The following is a 26,299-nucleotide window of genomic DNA, read 5'->3' as shown; positions in this document are numbered from 1 at the left end:
GCTATTATTTTGATTTATGATAGAAAAAAAGGACATACAACTTGAAAAAACGGTTCTCATTGGAGTTATTACTAAAGAACAGAATGAAGATCGTTCTAAAGAATATTTAGATGAATTAGAATTTTTAACCTATACTGCTGGAGGTGAAGTTTTAAAACGTTTTACTCAAAAAATGGATATGCCAAATCCAAAAACCTTTATTGGTTCTGGAAAAATGGAAGACGTACAAACCTACATTAAAGACAATCACGTTGGCACAGCCATTTTTGATGATGAATTATCTGCTGCTCAAGAACGAAATATTAGCAAAATATTAGGCTGCAAAGTCTTAGACCGAACCAATTTAATACTAGATATTTTTGCTCAACGTGCTACGACAAGCTACGCGAGAACACAAGTTGAATTGGCACAATGCGAATATTTACTGCCTCGATTAAAAGGTATGTGGACTCACCTTGAACGACAAAAAGGTGGTATTGGAATGCGTGGTCCTGGTGAAACTGAAATTGAAACTGATAGACGTATTGTTAGAGACAAGATTGCGTTGTTAAAAGCCAAAATAAAAACCATCGACAAACAAATGGCTGTGCAACGAGGTAATCGAGGTAAAATGGTAAGGGTTGCTCTTGTTGGTTACACGAATGTAGGAAAGTCTACTTTAATGAATGTGATTAGTAAAAGTGATGTATTTGCCGAAAATAAATTATTTGCAACTTTAGACACCACTGTTCGCAAAGTTGTGATTCAAAACTTGCCATTTTTATTAACTGATACTGTTGGATTTATTAGAAAATTACCTACACAGTTGGTAGAATCGTTTAAAAGCACATTAGACGAAGTAAGAGAAGCCGATTTATTATTGCATGTTGTTGACATATCGCATCCAAATTTTGAAGAACATATTGAATCCGTAAATAAAATTTTAGGTGAAATTGATAGCGCAGACAAACCTACTATAATGGTGTTTAATAAGATCGATGCTTATGAAGCCGAACCTTTGGATGAAGATGATTTAGTAACTGAAAAAACTTCTGCCCATTATACTTTAGAAGAATGGAAGAATACATGGATGAATAGAGTTGGGGAAAATGCATTATTCATTTCGGCTTTAAATAAAGAAAACTTGAAAGAATTTAAAAAACGTGTTTATGACGAAGTAAGAGAGATTCATGTGACTCGTTTTCCATACAATCATTTTTTGTATCCTGACTATGAAGAAAATTAAACTTCGGGTTTACAAAATAAAAAAGGCTATCTAATTAGATAGCCTTTTTTATTTTAGTATTAAAACTAATTTACCAAATTCTTACACGATCTTCAGGAGCTAACCACATCGCATCACCTTCTTTAATATCAAATGCTTCATAAAATGCATCAATATTTTTTAGAGGTTGTGTTGCTCTAACCATACCAGGAGAGTGCGTATCTGTTTTTATAAGTCTTCTTAAAGCGTCTTCTCTAGTTAATGTTCTCCATACTGTAGCCCAAGACATAAAGAAACGTTGTTCAGCAGTAAAACCATCAATATCTTCAGGTCGTCCTTGTTCTTCAAATAATAGTTGTAAACCATCATAAGCTCCAAGCACACCACCTAAATCTCCAATGTTTTCACCAAGAGTATATGGTCCATTTACATAAACACTATCTAATACTTCTATAGCACTATATTGTTCTGCTAATTGGTTTCCTCGTTTTGTAAACTCTTCAAGGTCTTTTTCAGTCCACCAATTTCTCAAGTTTCCATCGGCATCAAAACGCGAACCTGAATCGTCAAACGCGTGAGAAATTTCGTGACCAATAACAGCTCCTATTCCTCCATAATTCACAGCATCATCAGCAGTATAATTGTAAAAAGGTGGTTGTAAAATTGCAGCTGGAAAAACAATTTCATTATTAATTGGATTGAAATACGCATTTACCATTTGAGGTGGCATTCCCCATTCTTTTTTATCAATTGGCTCATTAATATCAGATAAATTATCTTCAAAAGCATACTGACTAACAGCTAACATATTTTCGGCATAGCTATTCCCTTCTTTTACCATTAGCTTTGAATAATCTCTCCACTCATCAGGATATGCAATCTTTACTGTAAACTTGTCTAACTTTTCAATTGCCTTGGTTTTTGTTTCGTCGGTCATCCAATCTAGTTTTTGAATTCTATTTTGAAACGCAGTAATCACATTAGCAATCATTTTTTCTGCTTTTGCTTTTGCTTCAGGCGGAAATTTAGCTTCAACATAAAGCTGACCAATAGCTTCACCTACAGATCCTGTTACTGTACCCAAAGCACGCTCTTCTGCAGTACGTTGCTTTTTAGCACCACTCAATTCTTTTGCATAAAACTCCCAATTTGCTTTTTCAATATCAGTAGATAGCCATCCTGCTGCAGAATTAATAGTACTCCAATCCATTAAAGTTTTAATATCTTCAATAGATGTGTTTTTTAAGAAGTCACTTAAAGCAGTCATGTATTTAGGTTGTGCTACAAGAATAGTATCTAGCTTTTTTTCAATTCCCAAATCTGAAATCATTTTATTCCAATCTATTGCTGGACACATCTCTTGAATTTGAGATATTGATCTTGGGTTGTTATAATTTCTAGCATCTCTAGCCGAAACTTTATCTAATCTAGGCTCCACCAATTGTGTTTCCATTTCGATAATTTTTACAGCAGCAGCATTAGCATCTTCTTCACTATACTCAATAAACTGAAGCATTCTTGAGACATGAGCTTTGTACTTTTCTCTAATCTCTTTTGACTTTTCATCTTGATCTAGATAGTACTCACGTTGCAATCCAGTTCCTCCAGGACCAATCCAAGCGGTGTTCATACTACTATCGTTTAAATCTGGACCAGCACCAAGACTAGCAAAAGGAGCAGAAAGACCAATCACAGTAGCATATGCTGTTTGCATTTCTTCAAGATTAGTAATTTCATCAATATTTTTAAGTATTGGTTTTAAAGGCTCAATTCCTGCCTCGTTACGAGCAACCGAATCTAACTCAGATTCAAAAATCAATAATGCTTTCTTTTGATCTGTTCCTTCTTCGTATTTACCCAGTTCTTTAGATGTTTTAATAATTTCTAAAACATCATCTCTAGTTGATTTACGCAATACTCCAAATCCGCCCCAACGCGTTTCTTCTTCAGGAATTTTAGTTGTTTTTTGCCAATTTCCATTTACATAATTATAGAAATCATCTTTTGGACTAACAGTTCTGTCCATGTTTTCGAGATTGATACCTGGTATTTTTTCAACCATGGCTGTTTCTTCTTTTGGCTCTTCTTTACATCCTAAAAATGCGAATACAGCCAAAATAGAAACCATCAAAATACTTTTGATATTAGTTTTCATAATGTGTGAAGTTTTAATTTGATTAAAATTAGTTATTAATTAGAAGCTTGAACTTAGGTTTTGTTACATATTAACAAAACATTAAGAAAACAACTCTGGTGTTTATTCTGGCTTCAAAATGTTATTTGCCTCAAATTCGAGTTTTTTATTAATCTGAAGATTAAGATTTGAAAATGCTATAAACACTTCCTTTATTCCTTCAAGTTGATTTTTTTTAGAAATATTATCAAGCAACAACAAACTATTGAGTTTTAGCATTTTTGTTTCTAAAGCTGTTATTCTAGAGTTAACCTCATTCGTATTTATGGTTTTAGGTATTTCTGCTTTAAAATCGTTTATAAACGTAGTAATTAAAGTGATTTCACTTTTAAAAAAAGACAAATCAGCAGATTTCAAGTAACCCATTTGCGTATTAAGTTCTTGATATTTTTGCCAATCTATTACTGCATTAGAAGCATCGCTACTTAATAAAAAGTCTGAATATTTTAAGTGTTCTATTTCTTGTTTTGAAATTTCCTTTGATGAGTTTTTATTTGCAGGTGTTTCGACATCTTGATTTGAAGTCTCCGTTTTACAGCTAACTATTACAATACAAAAAAGGCTAATAAATAAGTGTTTATAGCACATAAATTAAAAATCATTTAAGCTGTAAATATACTCAATGCGTTAACAAATTAAAATCGACCATATTAGATTTAACAAAATTTTGGTCGAATGTGGTTTGCTACTTTTTAATTAACTCTTCATACCACTATGCTTTTACATTTAAATAATGGGTTTAAATCTAAAAAAAAGGTGACATTTTTATATCTTGGCATACTATTAGTATTTTGCTATTAAAATTTAAAAACATCAAAACACAATGAAAAAACAACTATCTATTATTCTTGTTCTATTATGTACTACCTTAACATTTGCTCAAAAAGCTAAAGTACAAGAAGGCGATTGGAAAAACTTAAAAGGTATTACAACATTTAATCTTGAATTTGATTATTCTAATTTGGAAATTCCAAAATATGATAACGAAGAGGAATTTTTAAAAGATAAAATGCAAAAGCGTGAAGAGAAGAAAAAAGGAGATGGAGAGCGCTTTAAAAAATCTTGGTTTGCAGATAGAGAAGCTAGATACGAACCAAAATTTATTGAGTCTTTTAATAAACGTTGGGATAATAATGAAGTACAAGTAGGTAAAGATTTAACAGATGCAGAGTACACTATAAAAATACATACTACATTTATGTATGCTGGTTATAATGTTGGTGTAATGAGACAAAACTCTAAAATTGATGCTGTATTTACTGTATATAAAAATGATGCACCAGATAAGGTTATTTTTAAAGTAAAGTATATAAAAGCTGAAGGTAAAGGCGCTATGGGTAATGATTATAATTCTGGTTATAGAATTTCTGAAGCTTATGCAAAACTTGCTAAAACTTTTGCTGCGCATTTAAGAAAGAAAACAAAAAAATAATATCAAGATTATATATTACAAACAAAAAGCGAACTCTATGAGTTCGCTTTTTGTTGTACTTCCATTTTTATTAAATAGGCTAGATTTTTTACCAACTTATCGTGTTTTTTTACAAAAGGATTAGTTTCATCCCAAACATAACCAGCAAGAACAGCACAAATTTGTCGTTTAATTTCTGGGTTTTCTGGTCTATGAAAAAATAGGGTTTGTAAATTTCCAGTATACCATTCCTTCACATAAGACGCAAACACGTTTACACCTTTCATAATATAACCTGTATATTCTTCTTCCCAATCTACCACTTCTCCATTTAACTCTTTAGTAATTAGTTTTGAGGCCATTAAAGCAGATTCTGTAGCAAAAGTTACACCAGAAGAAAATACTGGATCTAAAAATTCTGCACTATTTCCCGTTAATGCATATCCTTTTCCGTAGAGTTGCTTTACAGATTTAGAATAATTTTTTATACAAATTGGTGGAAACTTAAAATCTAAGCCTTTAAAGCGTTCGTAATAGTATGACGAATGCTTCAACATGGCTTTTAATCTTTCAGAAGTGTCTCCTTTAAAAGATTCGATAAATTCAGTTTTTCCAACAAAACCAATACTTGTATCTCCATTAGAAAAGGGAATGACCCAAAACCAAGTGTCTGTGTCTAACACATCAAAAGTAATGAGTGTGCCTTCAACTCCTTCAGGTCGTTTAACATCTTTTACATGTGCAAAAATCGAAGAATGTTCTGGTATGTTAGACGCTTTATCTAAACCTAACAATCTAGGCAACACTCTGCCATAACCACTAGAATCTATAATGTGTTTTGCATGAACTTTATACAACGCTCCATTATCGTCTTTAATACTTGTTACTGAAGTTCCATCGTCGTCAAAAACAACATCTACAACCTCTTGACCAAAAGACAAGTCAACTCCTCTACGTATCAATTCGGTAGCTAAAACATTATCAAAATCTGCTCTAGTAACTTGCCAAGTCCAATCCCAACCTTTAGTATGTTTCTTGCTAAAATCGAAATTACAAACAATGTCTCCACTTAAAAATCGAGCACCATATTTTTTTTCAAACCCGAAATCTTTTAGAACATCTAATAGACCTACCTCTTCAAAATGATCCATACATCTTGGCAACAAACTTTCACCAATTACAAACCTTGGAAATGTGTTTTTTTCAACCACTTTAATCTTTTTTCCTTGATTATGAAGGTGTGATGCAGCAACACAACCAGATGGTCCTGCTCCAATTATTAAAACATCAACATGTATATCATTCATATTCGGTGTAGTATTAATCATTAATTATGTTAAATTTGCATATCAAAATAACTATTTTACTCTTAGTTATTAAAATTTTACAGTAAATATTTTCAGAATAAAACATATAGATGCTTACATTTAACGGAAAACTTGGAATAGAAGATTTTTATAAAATAATCATTGAAAACAATACTATTCAAATTGACGATTCAGTCACTAAAACAGTTGAAAAAAGTTTTCAATTTTTAAAAGAATTTTCAGAAAACAAAGTCATCTATGGTGTAAATACTGGATTTGGACCAATGGCTCAGTACAAAATTAAAGATTCTGAGCGTATCCAATTACAATATAATTTAATACGAAGTCACTCTTCTGGTACGGGAAATCCAATTCCACCAATGTATGTTAAGGCTGCCATGCTTGCAAGGCTTAATACATTGTCTTTAGGACATTCTGGAGTACACCAATCTGTCATTGAATTAATGACACAACTTATTAATAAAGATATTACACCATTAATTTATGAACATGGAGGCGTTGGAGCTAGTGGTGATTTAGTTCAATTAGCTCATTTAGCTTTAGTTTTAATTGGTGAAGGCGAAGTATTTTATAAAGGTGAATGGCTACCAACCAAAGACGTATTTGAAGCAGAAAACCTAAAGCCTATTTCGGTTGAACTTCGTGAAGGTCTTGCTCTTATGAATGGAACGTCTGTAATGACTGGTATTGGCATTGTTAACACCATGTATACTAGACGTTTGTTAGATTGGATGATTTCTTGCTCTGCAGCTATAAATGAAATAGTAAAAGCTTATGATGACCATCTTTCTCAAGAATTAAACCAATCTAAAAAACACATTGGACAAAGAGAGATTGCTAAAAAAATGCGTGAGCATTTAACTGACAGCAAGCTTACAAGAAAAAGAGAACATCATTTATACGAAAACAATACTGAAGATATTGCTGTTTTTGAAGATAAGGTTCAAGAATACTATTCGCTACGATGTGTACCACAAATACTTGGTCCTGTTTTAGATACTTTAAATAATGTAGAACGAATTTTAATTGAAGAAGTCAATTCTGCAAATGACAATCCGATAGTAGATGTAGAAAAAGAACACGTATATCATGGAGGCAACTTTCATGGCGACTATGTCTCTCTAGAAATGGATAAACTCAAGATTGTAGTTACCAAAATGAGTATGTTAGCAGAAAGGCAACTCAATTACTTACTAAATACACGTTTAAACGATATCCTTCCTCCATTTGTAAATCTTGGTAAATTAGGCTTAAACTTTGGCATGCAAGGTGTTCAATTTACTGCAACCTCAACAACTGCCGAAAATCAAACTTTATCCAACCCAATGTATGTGCATAGTATTCCTAATAACAACGATAATCAAGATATTGTAAGTATGGGAACTAATGCCGCTTTAATAACTAAAAAAGTCATTGAAAATGCGTTTGAAGTTGTCGCCATTGAACTCATCACAGTTGTTCAAGCCATAGAATATTTAAAAGCCCAAGATCAAGTTTCGTCAAAAACTCAAAAATTATATCAAGAGATAAGAAAATTAGTTCCTATATTTACTGAAGACGTTGTTATGTACCCTTATGTTAACCTTGTTAAAGAATATATCATTAATAATAAAGCATAAAACAATACATTATGAAAACTAAAATACTATTAATCGTAATGCTTTTTTTAAGCATTGCTAGCCATGCTCAAAAATTAGCTCTTGCAAACGAAGACGGAAAGTTTGGTTACATCAACAAAACAGGTGATTGGCAAATACAACCTAAGTTTAAAGTTGCTAAAAACTTTTCTGAGGATTTAGCTGAAGCAATGAACGACAAAAAAAAATGGGGATTTATTAACCGAAAAGGAGACTGGGTTATTGAACCACAATTCGATAAAACTAAAGCTTTTAATTCTGGAATTGCCGTTGTCTTAAAAGACAAACAATGGTTTTACATTAATCCTGAAGGAAAAAAAGTTTTAGATAATGTTTCTACAGATAAGTTTTATGACTTTAATGAAGGGTTCGCTCAAATTAGACAAGGTGACTATGTTGGTTTTATTGATGTCTCTGGTACTGTCGTTGTTAAACCTAAATTTGATAAAGCTTTTGATTTTATAAATGGTTATGCAAAAGTAAAAGAAGGTGAAAAATGGGGATTAATCGATAAAACTGGGAACTATTTAGTTGAAACCAAATACGATGGTGTAAGTCATGTATACCATGGAAACATCGTAGCAAAACTTGGTGAAATTCATGGCTTAATTATTAATGGTGAATTTAAAGAAGTTAGTGGAGCTCAAAAAGTTTGGGATTTTTCTGTAAATCCAGACATTACCTATGCCAAGAAAAATGATAAAATGGGTTTCATTAATAAAAAAGGAGAGTGGATTATTGAACCTACTTACGATAAAGTAAGAGCTTTTGTAAATGGATTAGCTCCAGTTTCAAAAAATAAAAAATGGGGTTATATTGATACTACAGGTAAAATTGTAATTGACTTACAATACAGAGATGCTGAAATTTTTAGTAACGATGGATTGGCTCCTATAAAAAAAGACAAATATTGGGGTTTTATTAACACTTCTGGAAAGCAAGTAATTGAAGACAAATATAATATAACCGTTGGAGGTTTTGCAATCTTTAAAAAGAATGCTGAAAAAGGTTTTGTAGATGGTCTTGCTCGTGTAAAAAACAAAAAACTTTGGTGTTACATTAATACCAAAGGCGAAGTCTTAAAAAACAAAACTTTTAAAAATCTAGAATTGTTTAAATAATTCTAAATTTAAACTTATTATAAATGAAATGTGCCTTAATAACTGGAGGATCTAGAGGAATTGGCAAAGCTATTTGCATACAACTAGCCAAAGATACCGATTATCATATTTTAATAAATTACAACAGTAATGAAGCTGCTGCTAAAGACACGCTTAAAGCTGTTGAAGCTGAAGGCAATACAGGAGAGGTTATAGCCTTTAATGTAAGTGACTCTGAACAAGTAAAAGCAAAGCTAGATGCTTGGCAAGACCAAAACCCAGAAGCAATAATTGAAGTCATCATTAATAATGCTGGAATAACAAAAGACGGATTATTTATGTGGATGCCAAAAGAAGATTGGCAAAATGTAATTAACACGTCTTTAAATGGTTTCTTTAATGTGACTAATCATCTTATTCAAAAAATGCTTCGAAATCGCTTTGGTCGTATTATTAATATTGCCTCTGTATCTGGTGTAAAAGGAACTGCTGGGCAAACTAATTATTCGGCAGCTAAAGGAGCAATTGTAGCCGCTACTAAAGCTTTAGCTCAAGAAGTTGCCAAACGAAATATTACTGTAAATGCTGTCGCTCCAGGTTTTATAAAATCTGACATGACAGCAGACTTAGATGAAAAAGAGCTTAAAAGATTAATTCCGGCTAATCGTTTTGGCGAAGCACAAGAAGTCGCAGATTTAGTGTCCTTTTTAGTCTCTAAAAAATCTTCTTATATTACTGGTGAAGTTGTTAATATTAATGGAGGAATTTACTCATAAAAGCGGTAAATAGTATATGAAGCGAGTCGTAATTACTGGAATGGGAATATACTCTTGTATAGGAAAAAACTTAGAAGAAACTAAAACATCCTTATACAATGGTACTTCAGGAATTATTTATGATCCAGAGCGTAAAGATTTTGGATATCGATCACCATTAACAGGAATGGTAGAAGTCCCTAATCTAAAAAAAGAATTATCTAGAAGAGAACGTATTAGCTTAGGTGACGAAGGTGCTTATGCTTATGTAGCTACTATCGAAGCACTTAAAAACGCAAAACTAAGCGAATCTTATATGAGTCAAAATGAAGTAGGTATTATATACGGAAACGATAGTACTTCAAAAGCAGTTGTAGATTCTGTAAATAAGATTCAAGAAAAAAAAGACACCACACTCGTAGGTTCAGGAGCTATTTTTAAAGCTATGAACTCTACGGTTACAATGAACCTTTCAACGTTGTTTAAACTTACTGGAATTAATTTTACTGTAAGTGCTGCATGTGCAAGTGGTTCTCATGCTATTGGAATGGCATACCAACTCATTAAAAGTGGCTTACAAGATTGCATCATTTGTGGTGGTGCTCAAGAAATAAACAAATACGCCATGGGAAGTTTTGATGGTTTAGGTGTATTTGCAATGAATTTAGAATCTCCTGAAAAATCTTCAAAACCTTTCGATAAAAATAGAGACGGTTTAGTACCAAGTGGTGGAGCCGCAACTTTAGTTGTAGAAAGTTACGAATCTGCCATAAAACGTGGTGCTCCAATTATAGCCGAAATTATTGGTTACGGATTTTCTTCAAATGGTGAACATATATCAACTCCTAATGTAGATGGACCTTCTAAAGCAATGCAAAAAGCAATTCTTCAAGCAAATCTTAAACCTTCTGAAATAGAATATGTAAATGCACATGCAACGTCAACTCCTGTAGGAGATGCTAATGAAGCTAAAGCAATATATAACGTGTTTGGTGAAAACGGTCCTTATGTTAGCTCAACAAAATCTATGACAGGACATGAATGTTGGATGGCTGGAGCTAGTGAAGTTGTTTATTCTTTAATCATGATGCAGCATAATTTTATAGCGCCTAACATTAATTTAGAAGAACCTGATGAGGATGCAAAAAAATTAAATTTAGTAAGTAAAACGCTAGATAAAAAATTTGATGTATTTTTGTCAAATTCTTTTGGATTTGGTGGAACCAATTCAGCATTAATAATTAAAAAAATACAGCATGGTAATGACTAAAGAAGTTATTATTGAAAAAATAAACAACTTTCTAATTGATGAGTTTGAAGTAGATGCAGATGATATTGCACCTCAAGCAAATTTAAAAGAAACTTTAGAATTAGATAGTTTAGATTTTGTAGATCTTGTTGTAGCTATAGAATCTAATTTTGGCGTAAAACTCGTTGGTGAAGATTTTGTAAATGTAATCTCTCTTCAAGATTTCTATGACCTTATTGAACATAAATTAGGTAAGTAATTTCGTTTAAATTTTATGGCAGCTGAATGGCAAGGTAAGTCCAGAGGAACCGTTTTTGGATACAAAATTTTTGTGTTTTGTATGAAAACCTTTGGAATTGGTCTTGCATACTTCATTCTATATTTTGTTGCACTTTACTTTTGTTTTTTTGCAATAACAAACTCTAAAGCTAGTTTTTATTATTTCAGAAAAAGACAAAAAAACTCAAAATTTAAAAGTTTAGTTAACGTTTACAGAAGCTATTATGTTTTTGGTCAAACTATTATAGATAAAGTTGCCATTTTAGCAGGTTTAAAAACCAAATTTACCTTTGAACATGATGGAGGACACTATATTACTGAAACCTTAAAACAAAAAAAAGGAGGTATTTTAATAAGTGCTCATGTTGGCAATTTTGAAATTGCTGATTATTTTTTTGGTGAATTAGAAGAAAGTGCATCTATAAGCATATTAACTACAGATTCTGAACACTCTTCAATTAAAGAATATCTAGAAAGCGTCACTACAAAACCAAAAATAAATCTCATCTTAATTCAAGAAGATCTATCTCACATATTCGAAATAAATGCGGCTTTAGCTAGAAATGAATTGGTTTGTATCACAGGAGACCGATATATTAAAGATTCTAAATATCTTGAAGAAAATTTATTAGGTGAAACTGCAAAATTTCCCGCTGGACCATTTATGTTAGCCTCTCGTTTAAAGGTTCCTGTACTATTTGTATATGTAATGAAAGAAACCAATACGCACTATCACCTTTACACAAGACAATCAAATGCTAAACATAGAGATGCTAAAACCTTATTAAAAGAATATACCGAAAGCGTCTCTTGGGTATTAGACAAATATCCTCTTCAATGGTTTAACTATTTTGATTTTTGGAAAAAGCAAGAAAAGTAAAAAAATAAGTGTATTTTAAACTACTTTTTAATTAGAAAACACTAAAATCATACTCGTGAAAAGCGTTTTAGTTATACATTATTCACAATCTGGTCAATTAACAGAAATTGTAAATAACATTGTTTCGCCTTTAGCAAAAGATAATATTCATGTAGATTATCATGATATTAAAATGGAAAATCCTTTTCCGTTTCCTTGGACAAAAGCTGACTTCTTCGGAATCTTTCCAGAAACATTTCAGCAAATTCCAGAAAAGGTAAAACCAATACCTTCAGAAATCTTAAACAAAAATTACGATTTAATTATTCTTGGGTATCAAATATGGTATTTAACGCCTTCAATACCTATCAATTCATTTTTAAACACTTCTGAAGCCAAACTACTACTGCAAAACAAACCTATTATTACAGTTATTGGTTGTAGAAACATGTGGATTATGGCTCAAGAAAAAATGAAGAAAAAGCTAAAAGAACTTCAAGCAAATCTTGTTGGAAATATTGTTTTAGCAGACAGACATTTAAATCATATTAGCGTCATTACCATTTCTAAATGGATGTTCTCAGGAAAAAAAGAACGCTTTCTTGGTATTTTTCCAAAACCAGGCGTTTCGCAAAAAGATATAGACGAAGCTGTTAAGTTTGGACCAATAATTTCTAAACATCTTAAAGCCAATAATTTTTCAACATTGCAAGAGGCACTTTTAAGTAAAGATGCTGTAAAAATTAAACCCTTTTTGGTTACCACAGACAAACGTGCAAATCTTATTTTTTCTAAATGGGCAAAATTAATTCGATCAAAAGGTGAGAAAAATAGTAAAAAGCGTGTGTTTTGGGTTAAATTTTTCAACAATTACCTATTATTTGCCATTTGGATAATTGCACCTATAGTTTTTATATTATTTTTGTTGACTTATGTGTTTTCTATACATAAAATAAAGAAAGATAAATTATATTACTCCTCAGTGAAGTATAAAGAGTAAAAGCTAAAAATGAAGGAAGTTTACATCAATAAAATTTCAAAGTATCTACCTAATCGTCCTATTACAAATGACGAAATGGAAGAAAAATTAGGGACAATAAATGGTAAAGCTTCAAAAGGAAGGCGTATTGTTTTGCGTAATAATCAAATTAAAACAAGATATTACGCCATTGATGACAACGGAAACATAACACATAATAATGCGCAACTCACTAAAGAAGCTGTAATGGGATTATGTGAAAATGGATTTAAAGCTGAAGATATCGAACTTTTATCCTGTGGCACATCAAGTCCAGATCAAATTTTACCTTCTCATGCTGCCATGGTTCATGGGTTCTTAAAAAATGGAAATATAGAAATCAATTCTCCTTCTGGTGCTTGTTGCTCTGGAATGAACGCATTAAAGTATGGTTATATGTCTGTAAAATCTGGACAAACCAATAATGCTGTTTGTACTGGTTCTGAACGTACATCTTCTTGGATGATGTCTGATACTTTTGAAGAAGAATTAAAACACCTTGAAACATTAGAAGACAATCCAATTCTTGCTTTTAATAAAGACTTTTTACGTTGGATGTTATCTGATGGAGCTGGTGCTTTTTTATTAGAAAACGAACCTAAAGGAAACCTTCCTCTTAAAATTGAATGGATGGAAGGCTACTCGTATGCCCATGAAATTGAAGCATGCATGTATGCTGGAAGCGACAAATTAGATAACGGATTTCTTAAACCTTGGAGTGAATTCCCTTCAGATCAATGGAGTAAAAAATCATTGTTCGCGATGAAGCAAGATGTTAAGCTACTTGGTGAAAACATACTAGTAAAAGGTGTTGATAGTTTAAAAATGGCTATTGAAAAACACAATATCAAACCAGAAGATATAAACTATTATTTACCACATATTTCATCGTATTACTTCAAAGAAAACCTATATCAAGAAATGGTTAACCAAGGAGTAGAAATTCCATGGGAAAACTGGTTCTTAAACTTAAGTAAAGTAGGTAATGTTGGAGCTGGTTCTATCTATATCATGTTAGAAGAATTAGTCAATTCTGGTCAACTTAAAAAAGGAGATAAAATATTACTTTCTGTTCCAGAAAGTGCTCGTTTTGCTTATGCTTATGCACTACTAACTGTTTGTTAAATGGCTACTCAAGAATTTCCTATTACAAATATTTCGCACTTAATTCCGCAAAAAACACCATTTGTAATGGTAGATACTTTGTTAGATTTTACACCAAATAAAGTAAAATCTAGCTTTACCATACAAGAGGATAATCTTTTGGTAAAAGATCATTATTTTTTAGAGTCTGGTCTTATTGAAAATATGGCACAAACCGTTGCACTACATACAGGTTATGATTTTTTTTTAAGAAATGAAGTCGCTCCAACAGGTTATATTGGTTCTATTAAAAAAGTAGAAGTATTCCAATTACCTAAACTACATGAAACCATTACAACCGAAGCTCATATTTTACATGAGTTTATGGGAGTTACTATGGTAGAGGTTAAAGCCTTTAACCAAAACCAAGAAGAAATAGCTTCGGCACAAATGAAAACTGTTATTGCGAACTAATGGATAAGTTTCAATCTTTAGATATCACTAAATTTTTACCTCATCGCGCACCTTTTTTAATGGTAGACAAGGTATTATCTATAGATGATGAACATGTCGCAACGTCTTTTAAAATACAAGAGGATTGCATTTTTATAGATGAAAAAAGCCAATTTAATGAAGTGGGTTTAATAGAAAATGCCGCACAAACCTGTTCTTCGATTGTTGGTAAAAGCTACTTTGAAGATGACGATTTAGAAGGTGAAGGTACCAAGCTTATTGGTTTTATAAGTGCCATAAAAAAAGTAACCATTCATGCTTGTCCTATAGTTGGAGACACCATCATCTCTAAAGCCAATTTAAAATCTAGATTTGATGCAGACCACTATAGTATTTGCACCTTAATTTGTACAATTTCATCTTCAAATCAAGAATTATTATCTTGTGAAATGAATTTATTTATTCAAGAAATACCGAAGACATGAAGAAGAGTGAAGTACCACAAGATAAAAGCAATTTAGAGTCTGCTAATTTTAAAGAATTGTGCTATGCAGTAGACGAAAATGGCAACTATACGACTGTTAATAGTTCAGGTTGGAATCCAAAAACTATTGCACTAGATAATGCCATAGCTGAAATTAATGAACGTGTTGAAAACGCAAAATCTAAAGTACTAAACCAACAAACCAGTCCAATTGAATATTATATGGAGTTGCACAAAATGGATATTCCTATTCTAGCAAGTTATGTTGGTATTTGGAAATGGCGAGTTAAACGTCATTTTAAACCAAACGTATTCAATAAATTATCAGAAAAAACACTTCAAAAATATGCTACTGTTTTTAACATTAGTATTGCCCAACTAAAAGACATTACACATGGAAATTAATTTTACACATCATCAATCTGCACATTGCGAAAATGGTGTGGTTTCCAATTTAATGAAACATAACGGCTTTAATATAAGCGAACCTATGGTTTTTGGCATTGGTTCTGGTTTACTCTTTTGCTATATTCCGTTTTTAATGGTAAACCATGCTCCAGCTATAACTTATAGAGCAATGCCTGGATTTATTTTTAAGCGTTTTGCCAAACGTGTTGGTATTAAAATTAAGCGTGAAAAATTTAGAGATCCTAAAAAAGCGCAAGCTAAATTAGATGAAAATTTAAAGAACAATAATCCTGTAGGCTTACAAGTTGGTGTTTATAATCTTACTTATTTCCCAGATGAGTATCGCTTTCATTTTAATGCACATAATCTTGTCGTTTATGGTAAAGACAAAGATACCTATTTAATTAGTGATCCTGTTATGGAAACAGTAACCACCTTAACAGAAAAAGAACTTGAAAAAGTGAGATTTGCTAAAGGTGCTTTACCTCCTAAAGGTCATATGTACTATCCAACCGATTTTCCTAAAGAGTTACACTTAGAAAAAGCCATCATAAAAGGCATAAAGCACACTTGCAAAGAAATGCTTGCTCCTGTTCCAATTGTAGGTGTAAAAGGAATTAGAGTGGTTGCTAAACTTATACGTAAATGGCCAAAAAAGAAAGGTGTAAAAGTAGCCAATCATTATTTAGGACAAATTGTACGTATGCAAGAAGAAATAGGTACAGGTGGTGGTGGTTTTCGTTATATATTTGCTGCCTTTTTACAAGAATCTAGCGCTATTTTAAAGAATGAAAAACTTGCCGAACTCTCTAAAGAAATGACACAAATTGGTGATTTATGGAGAGATTTTGCTGTTGATGCCTCTAGAATATATAAAAATAGAGCTGCTAAAACAGATGGTTATAATGATGTAGCATCTCAGTTAGATACACTTGCCGATAAAGAAGAAGCCTTCTTTAAAAAATTAAAGAAAGCCGTTTAATATGATTTCCATAGAACAAATTTCTAAACAATATAAAGGTGCTGATAAGTTTTCGGTTTCTAATTTAGATTTGTTCATTCAAGAAAAAGAAATTTTCGGACTTCTTGGGCCTAATGGCGCAGGAAAAACTACACTAATTTCAATACTTTGCTCTTTAATAAAACCTACTTCTGGTACGTTTAATATTAATGGTTTAACTTATCAAAAACACAAAAATCAACTCAAGCAACTCATAGGTATAGTACCTCAAGAATATGCTTTATATCCAACCTTAACAGCTTTAGAAAATCTAAAATATTTTGGAAGCATGTATGGTTTAAAAGGAAAATCATTAACTGACAAAATACATAACACTTTAGAAATATTAGGATTATCGCAATTTGCGAATAAAAAAATAATCACATTTTCTGGTGGTATGAAACGTCGCGTAAATCTTATTGCTAGCATCTTACATGAGCCTAAAGTGCTATTTCTAGATGAGCCAACTGTTGGTGTAGATGTGCAATCTAAAAATGTCATTATAGAGTTTCTTAAAGACCTCAACAAAAAAGGAACGACTATTATTTATACTTCGCATCATCTTAACGAAGCTGAAGCTTTTTGTACTAGAGTGGCTATTATAGATCATGGAAAACTTATTGTAAAAGGCAAACCAAAAGATCTCATTAATGCTAACAAAGATGCTCATAATTTAGAAGATGTCTTCTTAAGTTTAACTGGAAAAGCCTTACGTGATCATGCATAAACTCTTAGCGTCTGCACATAAAGAGTTTTTGTTACTCATCAAAGATTTTGGTGGTCTTGTGGTATTGTTTGTCATGCCTTTGGTGTTAATTATTACCATTACAATCATTCAAGACAGTACCTTTAAAACTGTTAATGATGTTAAAATTCCTGTTTTAGTTGTCGATAACGATTTAGGGAGTGTTTCGCAACACATTCAAGAGGGTTTAGCTAATTCTAATGCGTTTCAGGTTGTTGTAAACGGCAGCGAAAAGAATGCTAAAGATTTGGTGTTTTCTGGAGCCTATCAATTAGCAATTATTATTCCTGAAAATTTATCTTCAGATTTAGAAAAAAAAGTAAATCAAAATGTAGAAGGTATTATTGCCAAATTTAGTTTAGAAGACGATACTGAAACTAAAACCGTTGAAATTCCTAAAAAGGAAGTCAGACTTTACTTTGATCCTGCAACGCAACAATCGTTTAAATCTTCGGTTAAAAATGGCATTGATAAAATGATTTCTAAAATTGAAACACAATCGATTTATAAAGCCTTTCAAGATCAAATAACAGACGATCCTACTGAAGCTATCTTTGAAACCGATAATTTTATTCATTTTAAAGAAATTATGCCTATAAAAGATGAGAAAGAGATCATTCCAAATTCGGTACAACACAATGTTCCTGCTTGGACACTCTTTGCTATCTTTTTTATTATTGTGCCTTTATCTATAAATATTGTAAAAGAAAAAAGTCAAGGTACGTTTGTGCGCTTGCGTACAAATCCTGTGTCTTATGCAACAGTTTTAGGAGGAAAAACACTGGTTTATCTTTGTGTTTGCATGATACAATTTATTCTCATGTTGCTCGTAGGTGTTTACTTTTTTCCTCAAATGGGTTTACCAACTTTAGACATTTCTGGTCGCATACCTTTACTATTTGTTGTTGCGTTTTTTGCAGGTTTAGCAGCTATAGGTTTAGGATTATTATTAGGTACAATTGCCAAAACACAAGAGCAATCTGCACCTTTTGGTGCAACATTTGTTGTTATTCTAGCCGCTTTAGGAGGTGTTTGGGTTCCTGTGTTTATAATGCCAAAGTTTATGCAAACTTTATCTAATATTTCTCCTATGAATTGGGGTTTAAATGCCTTTTACGATGTATTTTTGCGACATTCAGGACTAGTAGAAATTCTTCCAGAAATAAGTTTACTGTTTTTGTTTTTTATAATCACAACATTAATTGCTATTGTTTATAATGAAAAGAAAAATGCCATCTAAATTCAAACAGGTAGAACATACCAATCAAGTTCGTGTTCGCTTTGTAGAAACCGATCCTTTAGGTATTGTTTGGCATGGAAATTACATTCAATATTTTGAAGATGGTAGAGAATCTTTTGGGAGAAAACATGGCATTTCATATCTCGATCAAAAAAAACATGGTTATGCAACTCCAATAGTTAAATCAAGTACAGATCATAAATTGCCTTTACGATATGGAGATATAGCTACAGTTAAAACCATTTATGTAGACAGTCCTGCAGCAAAAATGGTATTTCGTTACGAAGTTTATAATCAAAATAATCAGCTGGTTTGTACTGGAGAAACGGTTCAAGTATTTGTAGATGATATTGGAGAAGGCGAATTGTCTTTAACCATTCCTGAATTTTTTATGGAATGGAAAAAAAATGTAGGCTTATTAGATGAATAAAGTTTACGTATCACATAATAATATCATATCGTCTTTAGGGTTTACTAGTGACGCTGTTGTAGGAAACATTAAAAACGAAGTTTCTGGTTTACAACTTATCACAAACAACCATGTGCTTCCTGAGCCATTTTATTCTTCTTTAATTCCTACGGAAACATTAGAAGATACATTTAATAGTTTAAATCCTAAAAATGCATATACACGTTTAGAACAAATGATGATAGCGTCATTGCATCCAGTTATTGAAGCTTCAAATGTTGAACTCAACGAACGTGTTGGACTTATCATTTCTACGACTAAAGGAAACATAGATGCTTTAGATAGTGCAAATCCATTTCATAAAGACAGAGCATATTTAAACCAATTAGGTAGACATGTTAAAGATTTTTTCAATTTTAAAAATGATGCTATTGTTGTGTCTAATGCCTGTGTCTCTGGTGTTTTAGCCATTGCTGTTGCAAAACGCTATATACAAGAAGGCTTATATGACCATGTTTTTATTGCAAGTGGAGATGTTGTTACAGCATTTATTTTATCTGGTTTTAATTCGTTTCAAGCTTTAAGTAGTTTGCCATGTAAACCTTATGATTCTAATAGAACTGGAATAAATATTGGTGAAGTTGCTGCGAGTGTTTTAGTAAGTAATACCAATGCAAATCTAGCCAAAGAAAGTGTCGAAATTTTAGGCGAAGGGTCTTGTAATGATGCTAATCATATTTCTGGACCATCACGAACAGGTGAAGGTCTATACAGAAGTATGCAATCTGCTTTTACACAAGCTGGTGTTTCGGCTAAAGACATCGATTATATTTCAGCTCATGGCACTGCAACTTTATACAATGATGAAATGGAAGCCATTGCCTTCAACCGAATGCAATTACAAGACGTTCCGCTTAACAGTTTAAAAGGTTACTTCGGACATACTTTAGGTGCTTCAGGATTAGTAGAAACAATTATTGGCATGCATTCTTTGCATAATAATACATTGTATGCATCTAAAGGCTTTGAAACTCTAGGAGTTTCTAAACCTATAAATATTATTAAAAAAACGAATCAAAAAACATTACATACATTTTTAAAAACAGCCTCAGGATTTGGAGGTTGTAATACTTCTATATTATTTAAAAAAACTAATTAATAAACATGTCAACCCAAAACATAAAAGCTATAGATGCTATTCAAGAAGCGCAAAAAATTGCCTTCGCTCCTTTTGTATTTCAAGCTACAGTAAGTTTACGTAATCTTGGTGTTTTCGATTTAATTTTTCAACATAGAAAAAAAGGAGGAATTACTATTGAAGACATTGCAAAAACACTATCAATTAGCACTTATGGAATTGGTGTATTACTTGAAATTGCAGAAAGCTCAAACATTGTAAGTCAAGACGATAACAAAAAATTCTCCTTAACAACTATTGGCTACTTTTTAGCTTATAACGAAACGGTTAATGTAAATATAAACTTTACGCAAGATGTGTGTTATAAAGGATTATATCATTTAGAAGAAGCTATTAAAACTCAACAACCTTCTGGATTGAAAGAACTAGGAGATTGGAGCACCATTTACGAAGGCTTATCTAAATTACAACCAAAAATTCAACAATCTTGGTTTGAGTTCGATCACCATTATTCTGATGATGTATTTCAAGAAGCTCTAGAAACTGTATTTAGAACTAACCCAAAAGTAATTTATGATGTTGGTGCAAACACAGGAAAATTTGCTATTAGTGGAAGTAAATACAGTGATGATGTTTCTATAAAAATGGTCGATTTACCTGGACAATTAAAAATTGCACTTGATAATGTTGAAAAAGCTGGATTTAAAAATCGTGTGACACATCACGAAATAGATTGGTTGTCTGAAAATCCTACATTACCAAAAGGAGCAGATACCATTTGGATGAGTCAGTTTTTAGATTGTTTTTCTGAAGATGAAATTTTAACCATCTTAAAAGCCTGTGCCAATGCAGTAAAAGACGATGGTGAAATTTTAATTATGGAAACCTTTACAGATAGACAAAAATTTGACAATGCTAAATTTATACTAGAAGCAACTTCGCTTTACTTTACAGTTATGGCAAATGGAAACTCTAAAATGTATCCTGCTGAAGTCTTTTTACAACTTATTGATAAAGCTGGTTTACAATTAAAAGAAGATATTGCAGTTGGAGAATATCATACAATTTTAGTTTGTAAAAAGAAATAAGAATGTCAAATTCTGCATATAACATATCAGCATTTTGTAGTATAAAAAACAATACTATCACATTAAATGGCAATGTGTTATATACCCATAAAGCTGAAAGCTTTTCAGCCTTCATTAAAGCAGCTTATAAAGCACAAGACACCAAGTATCCAAAATTCTTTAAAATGGATAGCTTAAGTAAACTTGCGTTTTTGGCTTCAGACATTGTATTAAAAAACGAAAATGTAACTCCAGAAAACGAGCAGAATATTGCAATATTATTTTCTAACAAAGCATCGAGTTTAGATACAGATAGAAAGCATCAAGACTCCATTCAAAACAAAGACAGCTATTATCCGAGTCCAGCAATTTTTGTCTATACTTTGCCAAATATTTGTATTGGAGAGATTAGCATAAAATACAAGCTATATTCTGAAAATAGTTTTTTTATCTTTGACAACTTTAATGCCGAACATTTGTTTGCCTATTCAAACAGTTTACTATCAAGCCAAAAAGCAGATGCAGTACTTTGTGGTTGGGTAGAGTTTGATGATGACAACAATTATGAAGCATTTGTATATTTAGTATCAAATACTGGTAACACAGAACACAATAAACAAAACATAATAAAACTATATAACACATAATATGGACGCTTTAAAACAAGAATTAAAAGAATACATTATCGAGCAATTAAACTTAGAAGACCTAAGTCCAGATGATATTGCAAATGAAGACATGCTTTTTGGTGATGGTTTAGGCTTAGATTCAATTGATGCTTTAGAATTAATTGTGATGCTCGACAAAAACTATGGTATTAAATTAACAGATCCTAAAGAAGGTCGTGCTATTTTTGAATCTATAAACACTATGGCGACTTATATTGCTGAGCATAGAGCAAAATAAGATTACATTAACTAAACATTAAGTCTAGCTGTTAACTTAATCTCAACAAAACAGTGCAGACGTATTAAAAGGTTTTCGCTTTCGCGGAATATATTATGAGTAAAGGAGTTGCAATAACAGGAATGGGAATTATCTCTGCCATTGGAAACAATGTTGCAGAAAATTACCAATCGCTTATTGATGGTAAAAAAGGAATTTCTCGTGTTTCTAAAATAACAACCAATCATGTTAATGAGATTATGGTTGGTGAGATCGATTTTACCAATCAAGAATTAGAAGAACAACTTCAGTTAGCTTCAGATAATAATTATTCTAGAACAGGACTACTTGGTGTTGTCGCTGCCAAAGAAGCCATAAAGCATGCTAAAATCACAGATATTAATGCCTATAAAACAGGTCTTGTTTCTGCAACTAGTGTTGGTGGAATGGACATGACAGAGCGTTATTACTACGATTATTTAGAAAACACAGCCACTCAAAAATATATAGAAGGTCATCATGCTGGTGATGCTTCACAAAAAATTGCAGAACAATTAGGCATTAAAAAAAGTTTAGTCACTACAATAAGTACAGCATGCTCATCAGCAGCCAATGCTATTATGTTTGGTGCAAGACTCATAAAATCTGGACAACTGGATCGAGTGATTGTTGGAGGTTCAGATTGCTTGTCTAAATTTACAATTAATGGATTTAAAACTTTAATGATTTTATCAGACACCTACAATACACCTTTCGACGACAATCGTAAAGGACTTAATTTAGGTGAAGCTGCTGCCTTTTTAGTTTTAGAATCAGATAAAGTCGTTCAGGCACAAAACAAAACTGTGCTTGCTTATGTAAAAGGTTATGGTAATGCTAATGATGCTTACCATCAAACAGCATCCTCAGATCATGGAGATGGCGCAACACTTGCTATGGAAAAAGCCTTAAAAGTCGCAAATTTATCACCAAAAGATATCGATTATATCAATGCTCATGGCACAGCAACTGCTAATAATGATTTATCTGAAGGACGTGCCATTATAAGAGTTTTTGGAGATCAGGTTCCAGAGTTTAGTTCTACTAAAGCGTACACAGGACATACACTAGCTGCTGCAGGAGCAATTGAAGCAGTTTATTCGGTTTTAGCATTACAAAACAACGTGATTTATCCGAATCTGAATTTTAAAACGCAAATGAAAGAATTTGCTATCACTCCACAATTACAGGTAAAAGAAAAACCACTTCAAACAGTGATGTCTAACTCTTTTGGGTTTGGCGGAAACTGTTCTACAGTCATCTTTTCTAAAGCACAATAAATGAAACAGGTTTACATTAATAGCATCGCTTCAATTTCTGCTCAAAAAACATTTGAACATTCTTCCTTCTTACAAGATATTGAAGATCATGAGGCTAATGTAATTAAAGTCATCAATCCTAATTATAAAGATTTTATTCCTCCAGCAGCTGCAAGGCGAATGGCTAAAGGAATAAAAATGGGAGTTGTGGCTTCTAAACTTGCTTTAAAAGAAGCGCATTTAGAAAATGTAGATGCTATTATTACTGGAACTGGAATGGGTTGTGTTCGCGATTCTGAAAAATTTGTAAGTGCTATTATTGATAATGACGAACAATACCTTACACCTACTTCGTTTATTCAATCTACACACAATACAGTTGGAGGACAAATCGCTTTAGAGCTACAATGTAAAGGCTACAATTTTACTTATGTTCATGCGAGTAATTCGTTTGAATCTGCTTTGTTAGATGCTAAACTTCAGTTAGAACATAATGAAGAAAAAAACATTCTTATTGGTGGTGTTGACGAACTAGGAGATCATACTGTAAAGATTCATAAACTTATAGATCACGTTAAAGCAGAACCTGTAAAAGTTTCTCAAGTACTAGATTCAAATTCGTCTGGTGCTGTTTTTGGTGAAGGTGCTAATTTTTTTGTGCTTTCTAATGAAAAACAAGCCTCTACTTATGCCAAAATTATGGCTGTAAAAATCTATAATACTTTAGAGAAATCAGACCTAGTTTCTGAAGCAACACAATTTTTACAAGCGCATCAAATTCAACCAGAAGCCTTAGACCTTTTAATTCTTGGTAAAAATGGCGATGCTGATTATGATGAATATTATAATCCCTTATCTGAAGCCTTTCAAACTACACAACAAGCTTATTACAAACATTTGTGTGGTGAATTTAATACAGCATCATCGTTTGGGTTTTGGTTAGCCTCTAAAATTTTAAAAACCCAAACACTTCCTAATGTAGTAAAACTGAATACTACAGCGACTACTTCTATTAAAACCATTTTATTATACAATCAGTATCGTGGAGAAAATCATAGTTTCACCTTACTACAACAATGCTAAACTTTAGAAGTGTTAATATCATTATAAGCCTTATTTTAATTGGGTTTTTAATCGCTTACTATTGTTTTAATTTTTCATTTATTCCAATTCTTATTGTCATATTTATATGGTTGATTTTAACCGCTTGTGGTTCTGCTTTTATTGGATGGAATTATCATTTTAAATCTTTAAACGCTAATTACAACACAGACAAAAACCATGTTGCTATTACTTTTGATGATGGTCCTAATCCTAATTTTACACCTAGAGTTTTAGCGCTTCTGAAACAATATAATGCTAAAGCTACTTTTTTTTGTATTGGAAAACATATTGAAGCACATCCAGATCTCTTCAAAAGTATTATAGCTCAAAAACATACTGTAGGAAACCACACCTATTCTCATGCGAATCATTTTGGTTTCTTTTCTACTGCCAAAGTAACTTCAGAGTTACAACAAACCAGTACGATTATAAAACAGCTAACGCATTTAAACGTTTCCCTTTACAGACCAGCTTTTGGTATTACCAATCCAAATATAAAACGTGCTTTAAAAATGACTGGATTGCAATCTGTAGGTTGGAGCAAGCGTTCTTTAGACACAACAGCTCTAAGTGAGAAAACGGTTTTACATCGCATTACCAATAACTTAAAAAAAGGCGATGTTATTTTATTGCATGATACTAGTGAAAAAACCATCGCTGTTTTGGAACAGTTATTGTTATTTTTACAGCAACAAAACATAGAATCTGTTACTATAGATTCTTTATTTAATATAAAAGCTTATGCCTAAACTCGTATATCTATTCTTTGTCTTGGTTTTTGCAAGTCAAGCACAAACAAAAATAACAGATGCCGAAGCCAATGCTTTAAAAGATAAAGTGAAACAATTAGCTGCTTCTACACAAACCATTACTAGTGATTTTGTACAATACAAGCATTTAGATTTTTTAGATAACGATATTGAAACATCAGGAAAACTAGCATTTAAATATCCAGATTTAGTAAAATGGGAATATGTTACGCCTTTTAAATATTCCGTTATTTTTAAAGATGAAACGTTATATGTAAATGATGAAGGAAAAAAGAGTAATGTAGACATAGGTAGTAGCAAAATGTTTAAACAACTTAACAAACTTATTATTAGCAGTATTAAAGGCGATATGTTTGATGAAGATGCTTTTGATATTACTTATTTTAAAAGTGATAATAACAGCTTAGTGTATTTTAATCCGAAGGATAAAAAATTTGCAAAGTACATTCAAAGTTTTCATATCACATTTAATGAAAAAGGCGATGTTATCGAAGTAAAAATGATCGAACCGTCTTCAGATTATACTCGAATCCTATTTCAAAATAAAACTTTAAACCAAGCTTTAGACAATGCGATTTTTAGTCATTAGTCTTTGTTTTTGTTTAACTGCTTGTGCGAGTTATCCTAAAAAAAATAATTTTCAAAAGCTAGATACACAAGGTACAATTAGCAATCCTTATTTTTCTAATCTTAATCAAGACTATATCTACAAAGCAAATATTGAGGTTTATAACCGTTCGTTAGGAGGTCTTTTTGTAGTAAAAAAAATAGGAGATCAGCATCACAGAATTGGTTTTACTACAGAAATGGGACAAACCTTATTAGATGTCACCTTTTATAAAGATGATTTTAAAGTCAATTATATTGTAGATGAACTTAACAAAAAAATGCTCATTGCCATTCTTAAAACAGATTTTAAAGTTTTAATTACTGAAAATCTTCTCGCTACAGACATATACAGTTTTGAAAATCAAATTATTAATAAAGCAATACTAGACAACAAGACTTATTACTACTCTGAAGATGCTAAAACACTTAAAATTATAAGAGCAAACAAAAGAAAAGAAAAGGTTAGGTTTCTCTTTTCAGAAATAAGTGATAATATTGCACAACAAATAGAGATTAATCACTCTAATATTAAACTAAAAATCAATCTCAAATCAATCATAAAACAAAACTAA

Annotated in this window: 29 protein-coding genes; 26 read left to right on the top strand and 3 right to left on the bottom strand. The window is 31.9% G+C overall.

The features are described from left to right. Positions 1-16 precede the first annotated feature (16 nt). Complete coding sequence (gene hflX, locus ACP15M_RS07460; RefSeq protein ID WP_425076562.1) at positions 17-1,225, top strand: GTPase HflX; 1,209 nt, start codon at positions 17-19, stop codon at positions 1,223-1,225. A gap of 70 nt (positions 1,226-1,295) precedes the next feature. Here hflX and ACP15M_RS07455 read toward each other — a convergent pair whose 3' ends face one another. Together ACP15M_RS07455 and ACP15M_RS07450 are read right to left on the bottom strand one after the other, a co-directional pair. Beyond that, positions 1,296-3,359 carry a M13 family metallopeptidase gene (locus ACP15M_RS07455; protein ID WP_425076561.1) on the bottom strand — a complete coding sequence of 688 codons (2,064 nt, stop codon included), beginning with the start codon at positions 3,357-3,359 and terminating at the stop codon, positions 1,296-1,298. Between the two features lie 102 nt (positions 3,360-3,461). Next, entirely contained in the window at positions 3,462-3,986 is a 525-nt protein-coding gene (locus ACP15M_RS07450) for a hypothetical protein (RefSeq protein WP_425076560.1), read from the bottom strand. Positions 3,987-4,221: 235 nt separating this feature from the next. On the opposite strand from ACP15M_RS07450, the gene ACP15M_RS07445 reads away from it, so the two are divergent. After that, positions 4,222-4,830, top strand: a complete 609-nt coding sequence (locus ACP15M_RS07445) for a hypothetical protein (protein ID WP_425076559.1) — start codon at positions 4,222-4,224, stop codon at positions 4,828-4,830. A gap of 35 nt (positions 4,831-4,865) precedes the next feature. Here ACP15M_RS07445 and ACP15M_RS07440 read toward each other — a convergent pair whose 3' ends face one another. Further along, entirely contained in the window at positions 4,866-6,116 is a 1,251-nt protein-coding gene (locus tag ACP15M_RS07440) for an NAD(P)/FAD-dependent oxidoreductase (RefSeq protein ID WP_425076885.1), read from the bottom strand. 110 nt (positions 6,117-6,226) lie between these two features. Here ACP15M_RS07440 and ACP15M_RS07435 point away from each other — a divergent pair, with 110 nt between their 5' ends. The 24 genes from ACP15M_RS07435 to ACP15M_RS07320 all read left to right on the top strand — a co-directional run bounded on the left by ACP15M_RS07435 (position 6,227) and on the right by ACP15M_RS07320 (position 26,299). After that, a complete protein-coding gene (locus tag ACP15M_RS07435) occupies positions 6,227-7,756 on the top strand; it encodes an HAL/PAL/TAL family ammonia-lyase (protein WP_425076558.1) in 1,530 nt (509 codons plus the stop codon). 11 nt (positions 7,757-7,767) lie between these two features. Further along, positions 7,768-8,895 (top strand): WG repeat-containing protein, encoded by a 1,128-nt coding sequence (locus tag ACP15M_RS07430; protein ID WP_425076557.1) that lies wholly within the window; start codon positions 7,768-7,770, stop codon positions 8,893-8,895. Between the two features lie 23 nt (positions 8,896-8,918). Continuing rightward, positions 8,919-9,650, top strand: coding sequence for a 3-oxoacyl-ACP reductase FabG (gene fabG, locus ACP15M_RS07425; protein ID WP_425076556.1), 732 nt, complete (start codon positions 8,919-8,921; stop codon positions 9,648-9,650). Positions 9,651-9,666: 16 nt separating this feature from the next. Then, a complete protein-coding gene (locus tag ACP15M_RS07420) occupies positions 9,667-10,899 on the top strand; it encodes a beta-ketoacyl-[acyl-carrier-protein] synthase family protein (protein ID WP_425076555.1) in 1,233 nt (410 codons plus the stop codon). Continuing rightward, positions 10,892-11,137 (top strand): acyl carrier protein, encoded by a 246-nt coding sequence (locus ACP15M_RS07415; RefSeq protein ID WP_425076554.1) that lies wholly within the window; start codon positions 10,892-10,894, stop codon positions 11,135-11,137. The genes ACP15M_RS07420 and ACP15M_RS07415 overlap by 8 nt, the downstream gene beginning before the upstream one ends. 15 nt (positions 11,138-11,152) lie before the next feature. Next, the gene (locus ACP15M_RS07410) at positions 11,153-12,037 is read left to right on the top strand and encodes a lipid A biosynthesis acyltransferase (RefSeq protein ID WP_425076553.1); all 885 of its coding nucleotides are present in this window, start codon (positions 11,153-11,155) and stop codon (positions 12,035-12,037) included. Between the two features lie 55 nt (positions 12,038-12,092). After that, positions 12,093-13,016 carry a dialkylrecorsinol condensing enzyme DarA gene (locus tag ACP15M_RS07405; protein WP_425076552.1) on the top strand — a complete coding sequence of 308 codons (924 nt, stop codon included), beginning with the start codon at positions 12,093-12,095 and terminating at the stop codon, positions 13,014-13,016. A gap of 9 nt (positions 13,017-13,025) precedes the next feature. Continuing rightward, a complete protein-coding gene (locus tag ACP15M_RS07400) occupies positions 13,026-14,159 on the top strand; it encodes a beta-ketoacyl-ACP synthase III (RefSeq protein WP_425076551.1) in 1,134 nt (377 codons plus the stop codon). After that, the gene (locus ACP15M_RS07395; RefSeq protein ID WP_425076550.1) at positions 14,160-14,591 is read left to right on the top strand and encodes a hypothetical protein; all 432 of its coding nucleotides are present in this window, start codon (positions 14,160-14,162) and stop codon (positions 14,589-14,591) included. It abuts the gene before it with no gap. Continuing rightward, positions 14,591-15,055 carry an ABC transporter permease gene (locus tag ACP15M_RS07390; protein ID WP_425076549.1) on the top strand — a complete coding sequence of 155 codons (465 nt, stop codon included), beginning with the start codon at positions 14,591-14,593 and terminating at the stop codon, positions 15,053-15,055. The genes ACP15M_RS07395 and ACP15M_RS07390 overlap by 1 nt, the downstream gene beginning before the upstream one ends. After that, positions 15,052-15,459: a hypothetical protein gene (locus ACP15M_RS07385; protein ID WP_425076548.1), complete on the top strand. Its 408-nt coding sequence runs from the start codon at positions 15,052-15,054 to the stop codon at positions 15,457-15,459. Before ACP15M_RS07390 ends, ACP15M_RS07385 begins: the two co-directional genes overlap by 4 nt. Then, the gene (locus ACP15M_RS07380; protein WP_425076547.1) at positions 15,449-16,444 is read left to right on the top strand and encodes a BtrH N-terminal domain-containing protein; all 996 of its coding nucleotides are present in this window, start codon (positions 15,449-15,451) and stop codon (positions 16,442-16,444) included. The genes ACP15M_RS07385 and ACP15M_RS07380 overlap by 11 nt, the downstream gene beginning before the upstream one ends. A gap of 1 nt (position 16,445) precedes the next feature. Beyond that, positions 16,446-17,189, top strand: a complete 744-nt coding sequence (locus ACP15M_RS07375) for an ABC transporter ATP-binding protein (protein ID WP_425076546.1) — start codon at positions 16,446-16,448, stop codon at positions 17,187-17,189. After that, positions 17,182-18,447, top strand: a complete 1,266-nt coding sequence (locus ACP15M_RS07370; protein ID WP_425076545.1) for an ABC transporter permease — start codon at positions 17,182-17,184, stop codon at positions 18,445-18,447. Before ACP15M_RS07375 ends, ACP15M_RS07370 begins: the two co-directional genes overlap by 8 nt. Continuing rightward, positions 18,425-18,877, top strand: coding sequence for an acyl-CoA thioesterase (locus ACP15M_RS07365; protein ID WP_425076544.1), 453 nt, complete (start codon positions 18,425-18,427; stop codon positions 18,875-18,877). The genes ACP15M_RS07370 and ACP15M_RS07365 overlap by 23 nt, the downstream gene beginning before the upstream one ends. Further along, the gene (locus ACP15M_RS07360; RefSeq protein WP_425076543.1) at positions 18,870-20,015 is read left to right on the top strand and encodes a beta-ketoacyl-[acyl-carrier-protein] synthase family protein; all 1,146 of its coding nucleotides are present in this window, start codon (positions 18,870-18,872) and stop codon (positions 20,013-20,015) included. The genes ACP15M_RS07365 and ACP15M_RS07360 overlap by 8 nt, the downstream gene beginning before the upstream one ends. Before the next feature lie 5 nt (positions 20,016-20,020). Further along, a complete protein-coding gene (locus ACP15M_RS07355) occupies positions 20,021-21,082 on the top strand; it encodes a methyltransferase (RefSeq protein WP_425076542.1) in 1,062 nt (353 codons plus the stop codon). 2 nt (positions 21,083-21,084) lie between these two features. Further along, positions 21,085-21,708: a 3-oxoacyl-ACP synthase gene (locus ACP15M_RS07350; protein ID WP_425076541.1), complete on the top strand. Its 624-nt coding sequence runs from the start codon at positions 21,085-21,087 to the stop codon at positions 21,706-21,708. A gap of 1 nt (position 21,709) precedes the next feature. Further along, entirely contained in the window at positions 21,710-21,967 is a 258-nt protein-coding gene (locus ACP15M_RS07345) for a phosphopantetheine-binding protein (RefSeq protein ID WP_425076540.1), read from the top strand. A gap of 95 nt (positions 21,968-22,062) precedes the next feature. After that, the gene (locus ACP15M_RS07340) at positions 22,063-23,265 is read left to right on the top strand and encodes a beta-ketoacyl-[acyl-carrier-protein] synthase family protein (protein ID WP_425076539.1); all 1,203 of its coding nucleotides are present in this window, start codon (positions 22,063-22,065) and stop codon (positions 23,263-23,265) included. Further along, on the top strand, positions 23,266-24,327 hold the full coding sequence (locus tag ACP15M_RS07335; protein ID WP_425076538.1) for a beta-ketoacyl synthase N-terminal-like domain-containing protein: 1,062 nt from the start codon (positions 23,266-23,268) through the stop codon (positions 24,325-24,327). Continuing rightward, positions 24,321-25,097: a polysaccharide deacetylase family protein gene (locus ACP15M_RS07330; protein WP_425076537.1), complete on the top strand. Its 777-nt coding sequence runs from the start codon at positions 24,321-24,323 to the stop codon at positions 25,095-25,097. The genes ACP15M_RS07335 and ACP15M_RS07330 overlap by 7 nt, the downstream gene beginning before the upstream one ends. Further along, positions 25,090-25,707 carry a LolA family protein gene (locus ACP15M_RS07325; protein ID WP_425076536.1) on the top strand — a complete coding sequence of 206 codons (618 nt, stop codon included), beginning with the start codon at positions 25,090-25,092 and terminating at the stop codon, positions 25,705-25,707. The genes ACP15M_RS07330 and ACP15M_RS07325 overlap by 8 nt, the downstream gene beginning before the upstream one ends. Next, positions 25,688-26,299, top strand: coding sequence for a hypothetical protein (locus tag ACP15M_RS07320; protein WP_425076535.1), 612 nt, complete (start codon positions 25,688-25,690; stop codon positions 26,297-26,299). Before ACP15M_RS07325 ends, ACP15M_RS07320 begins: the two co-directional genes overlap by 20 nt.

The organism is Psychroserpens sp. S379A (assembly GCF_049800755.1).
Taxonomy (GTDB): Bacteria; Bacteroidota; Bacteroidia; order Flavobacteriales; family Flavobacteriaceae; genus Psychroserpens.
The sequence above is the reverse complement of the archived record's forward strand: the minus strand, read 5'-3'. Positions and strand labels throughout refer to the sequence as shown.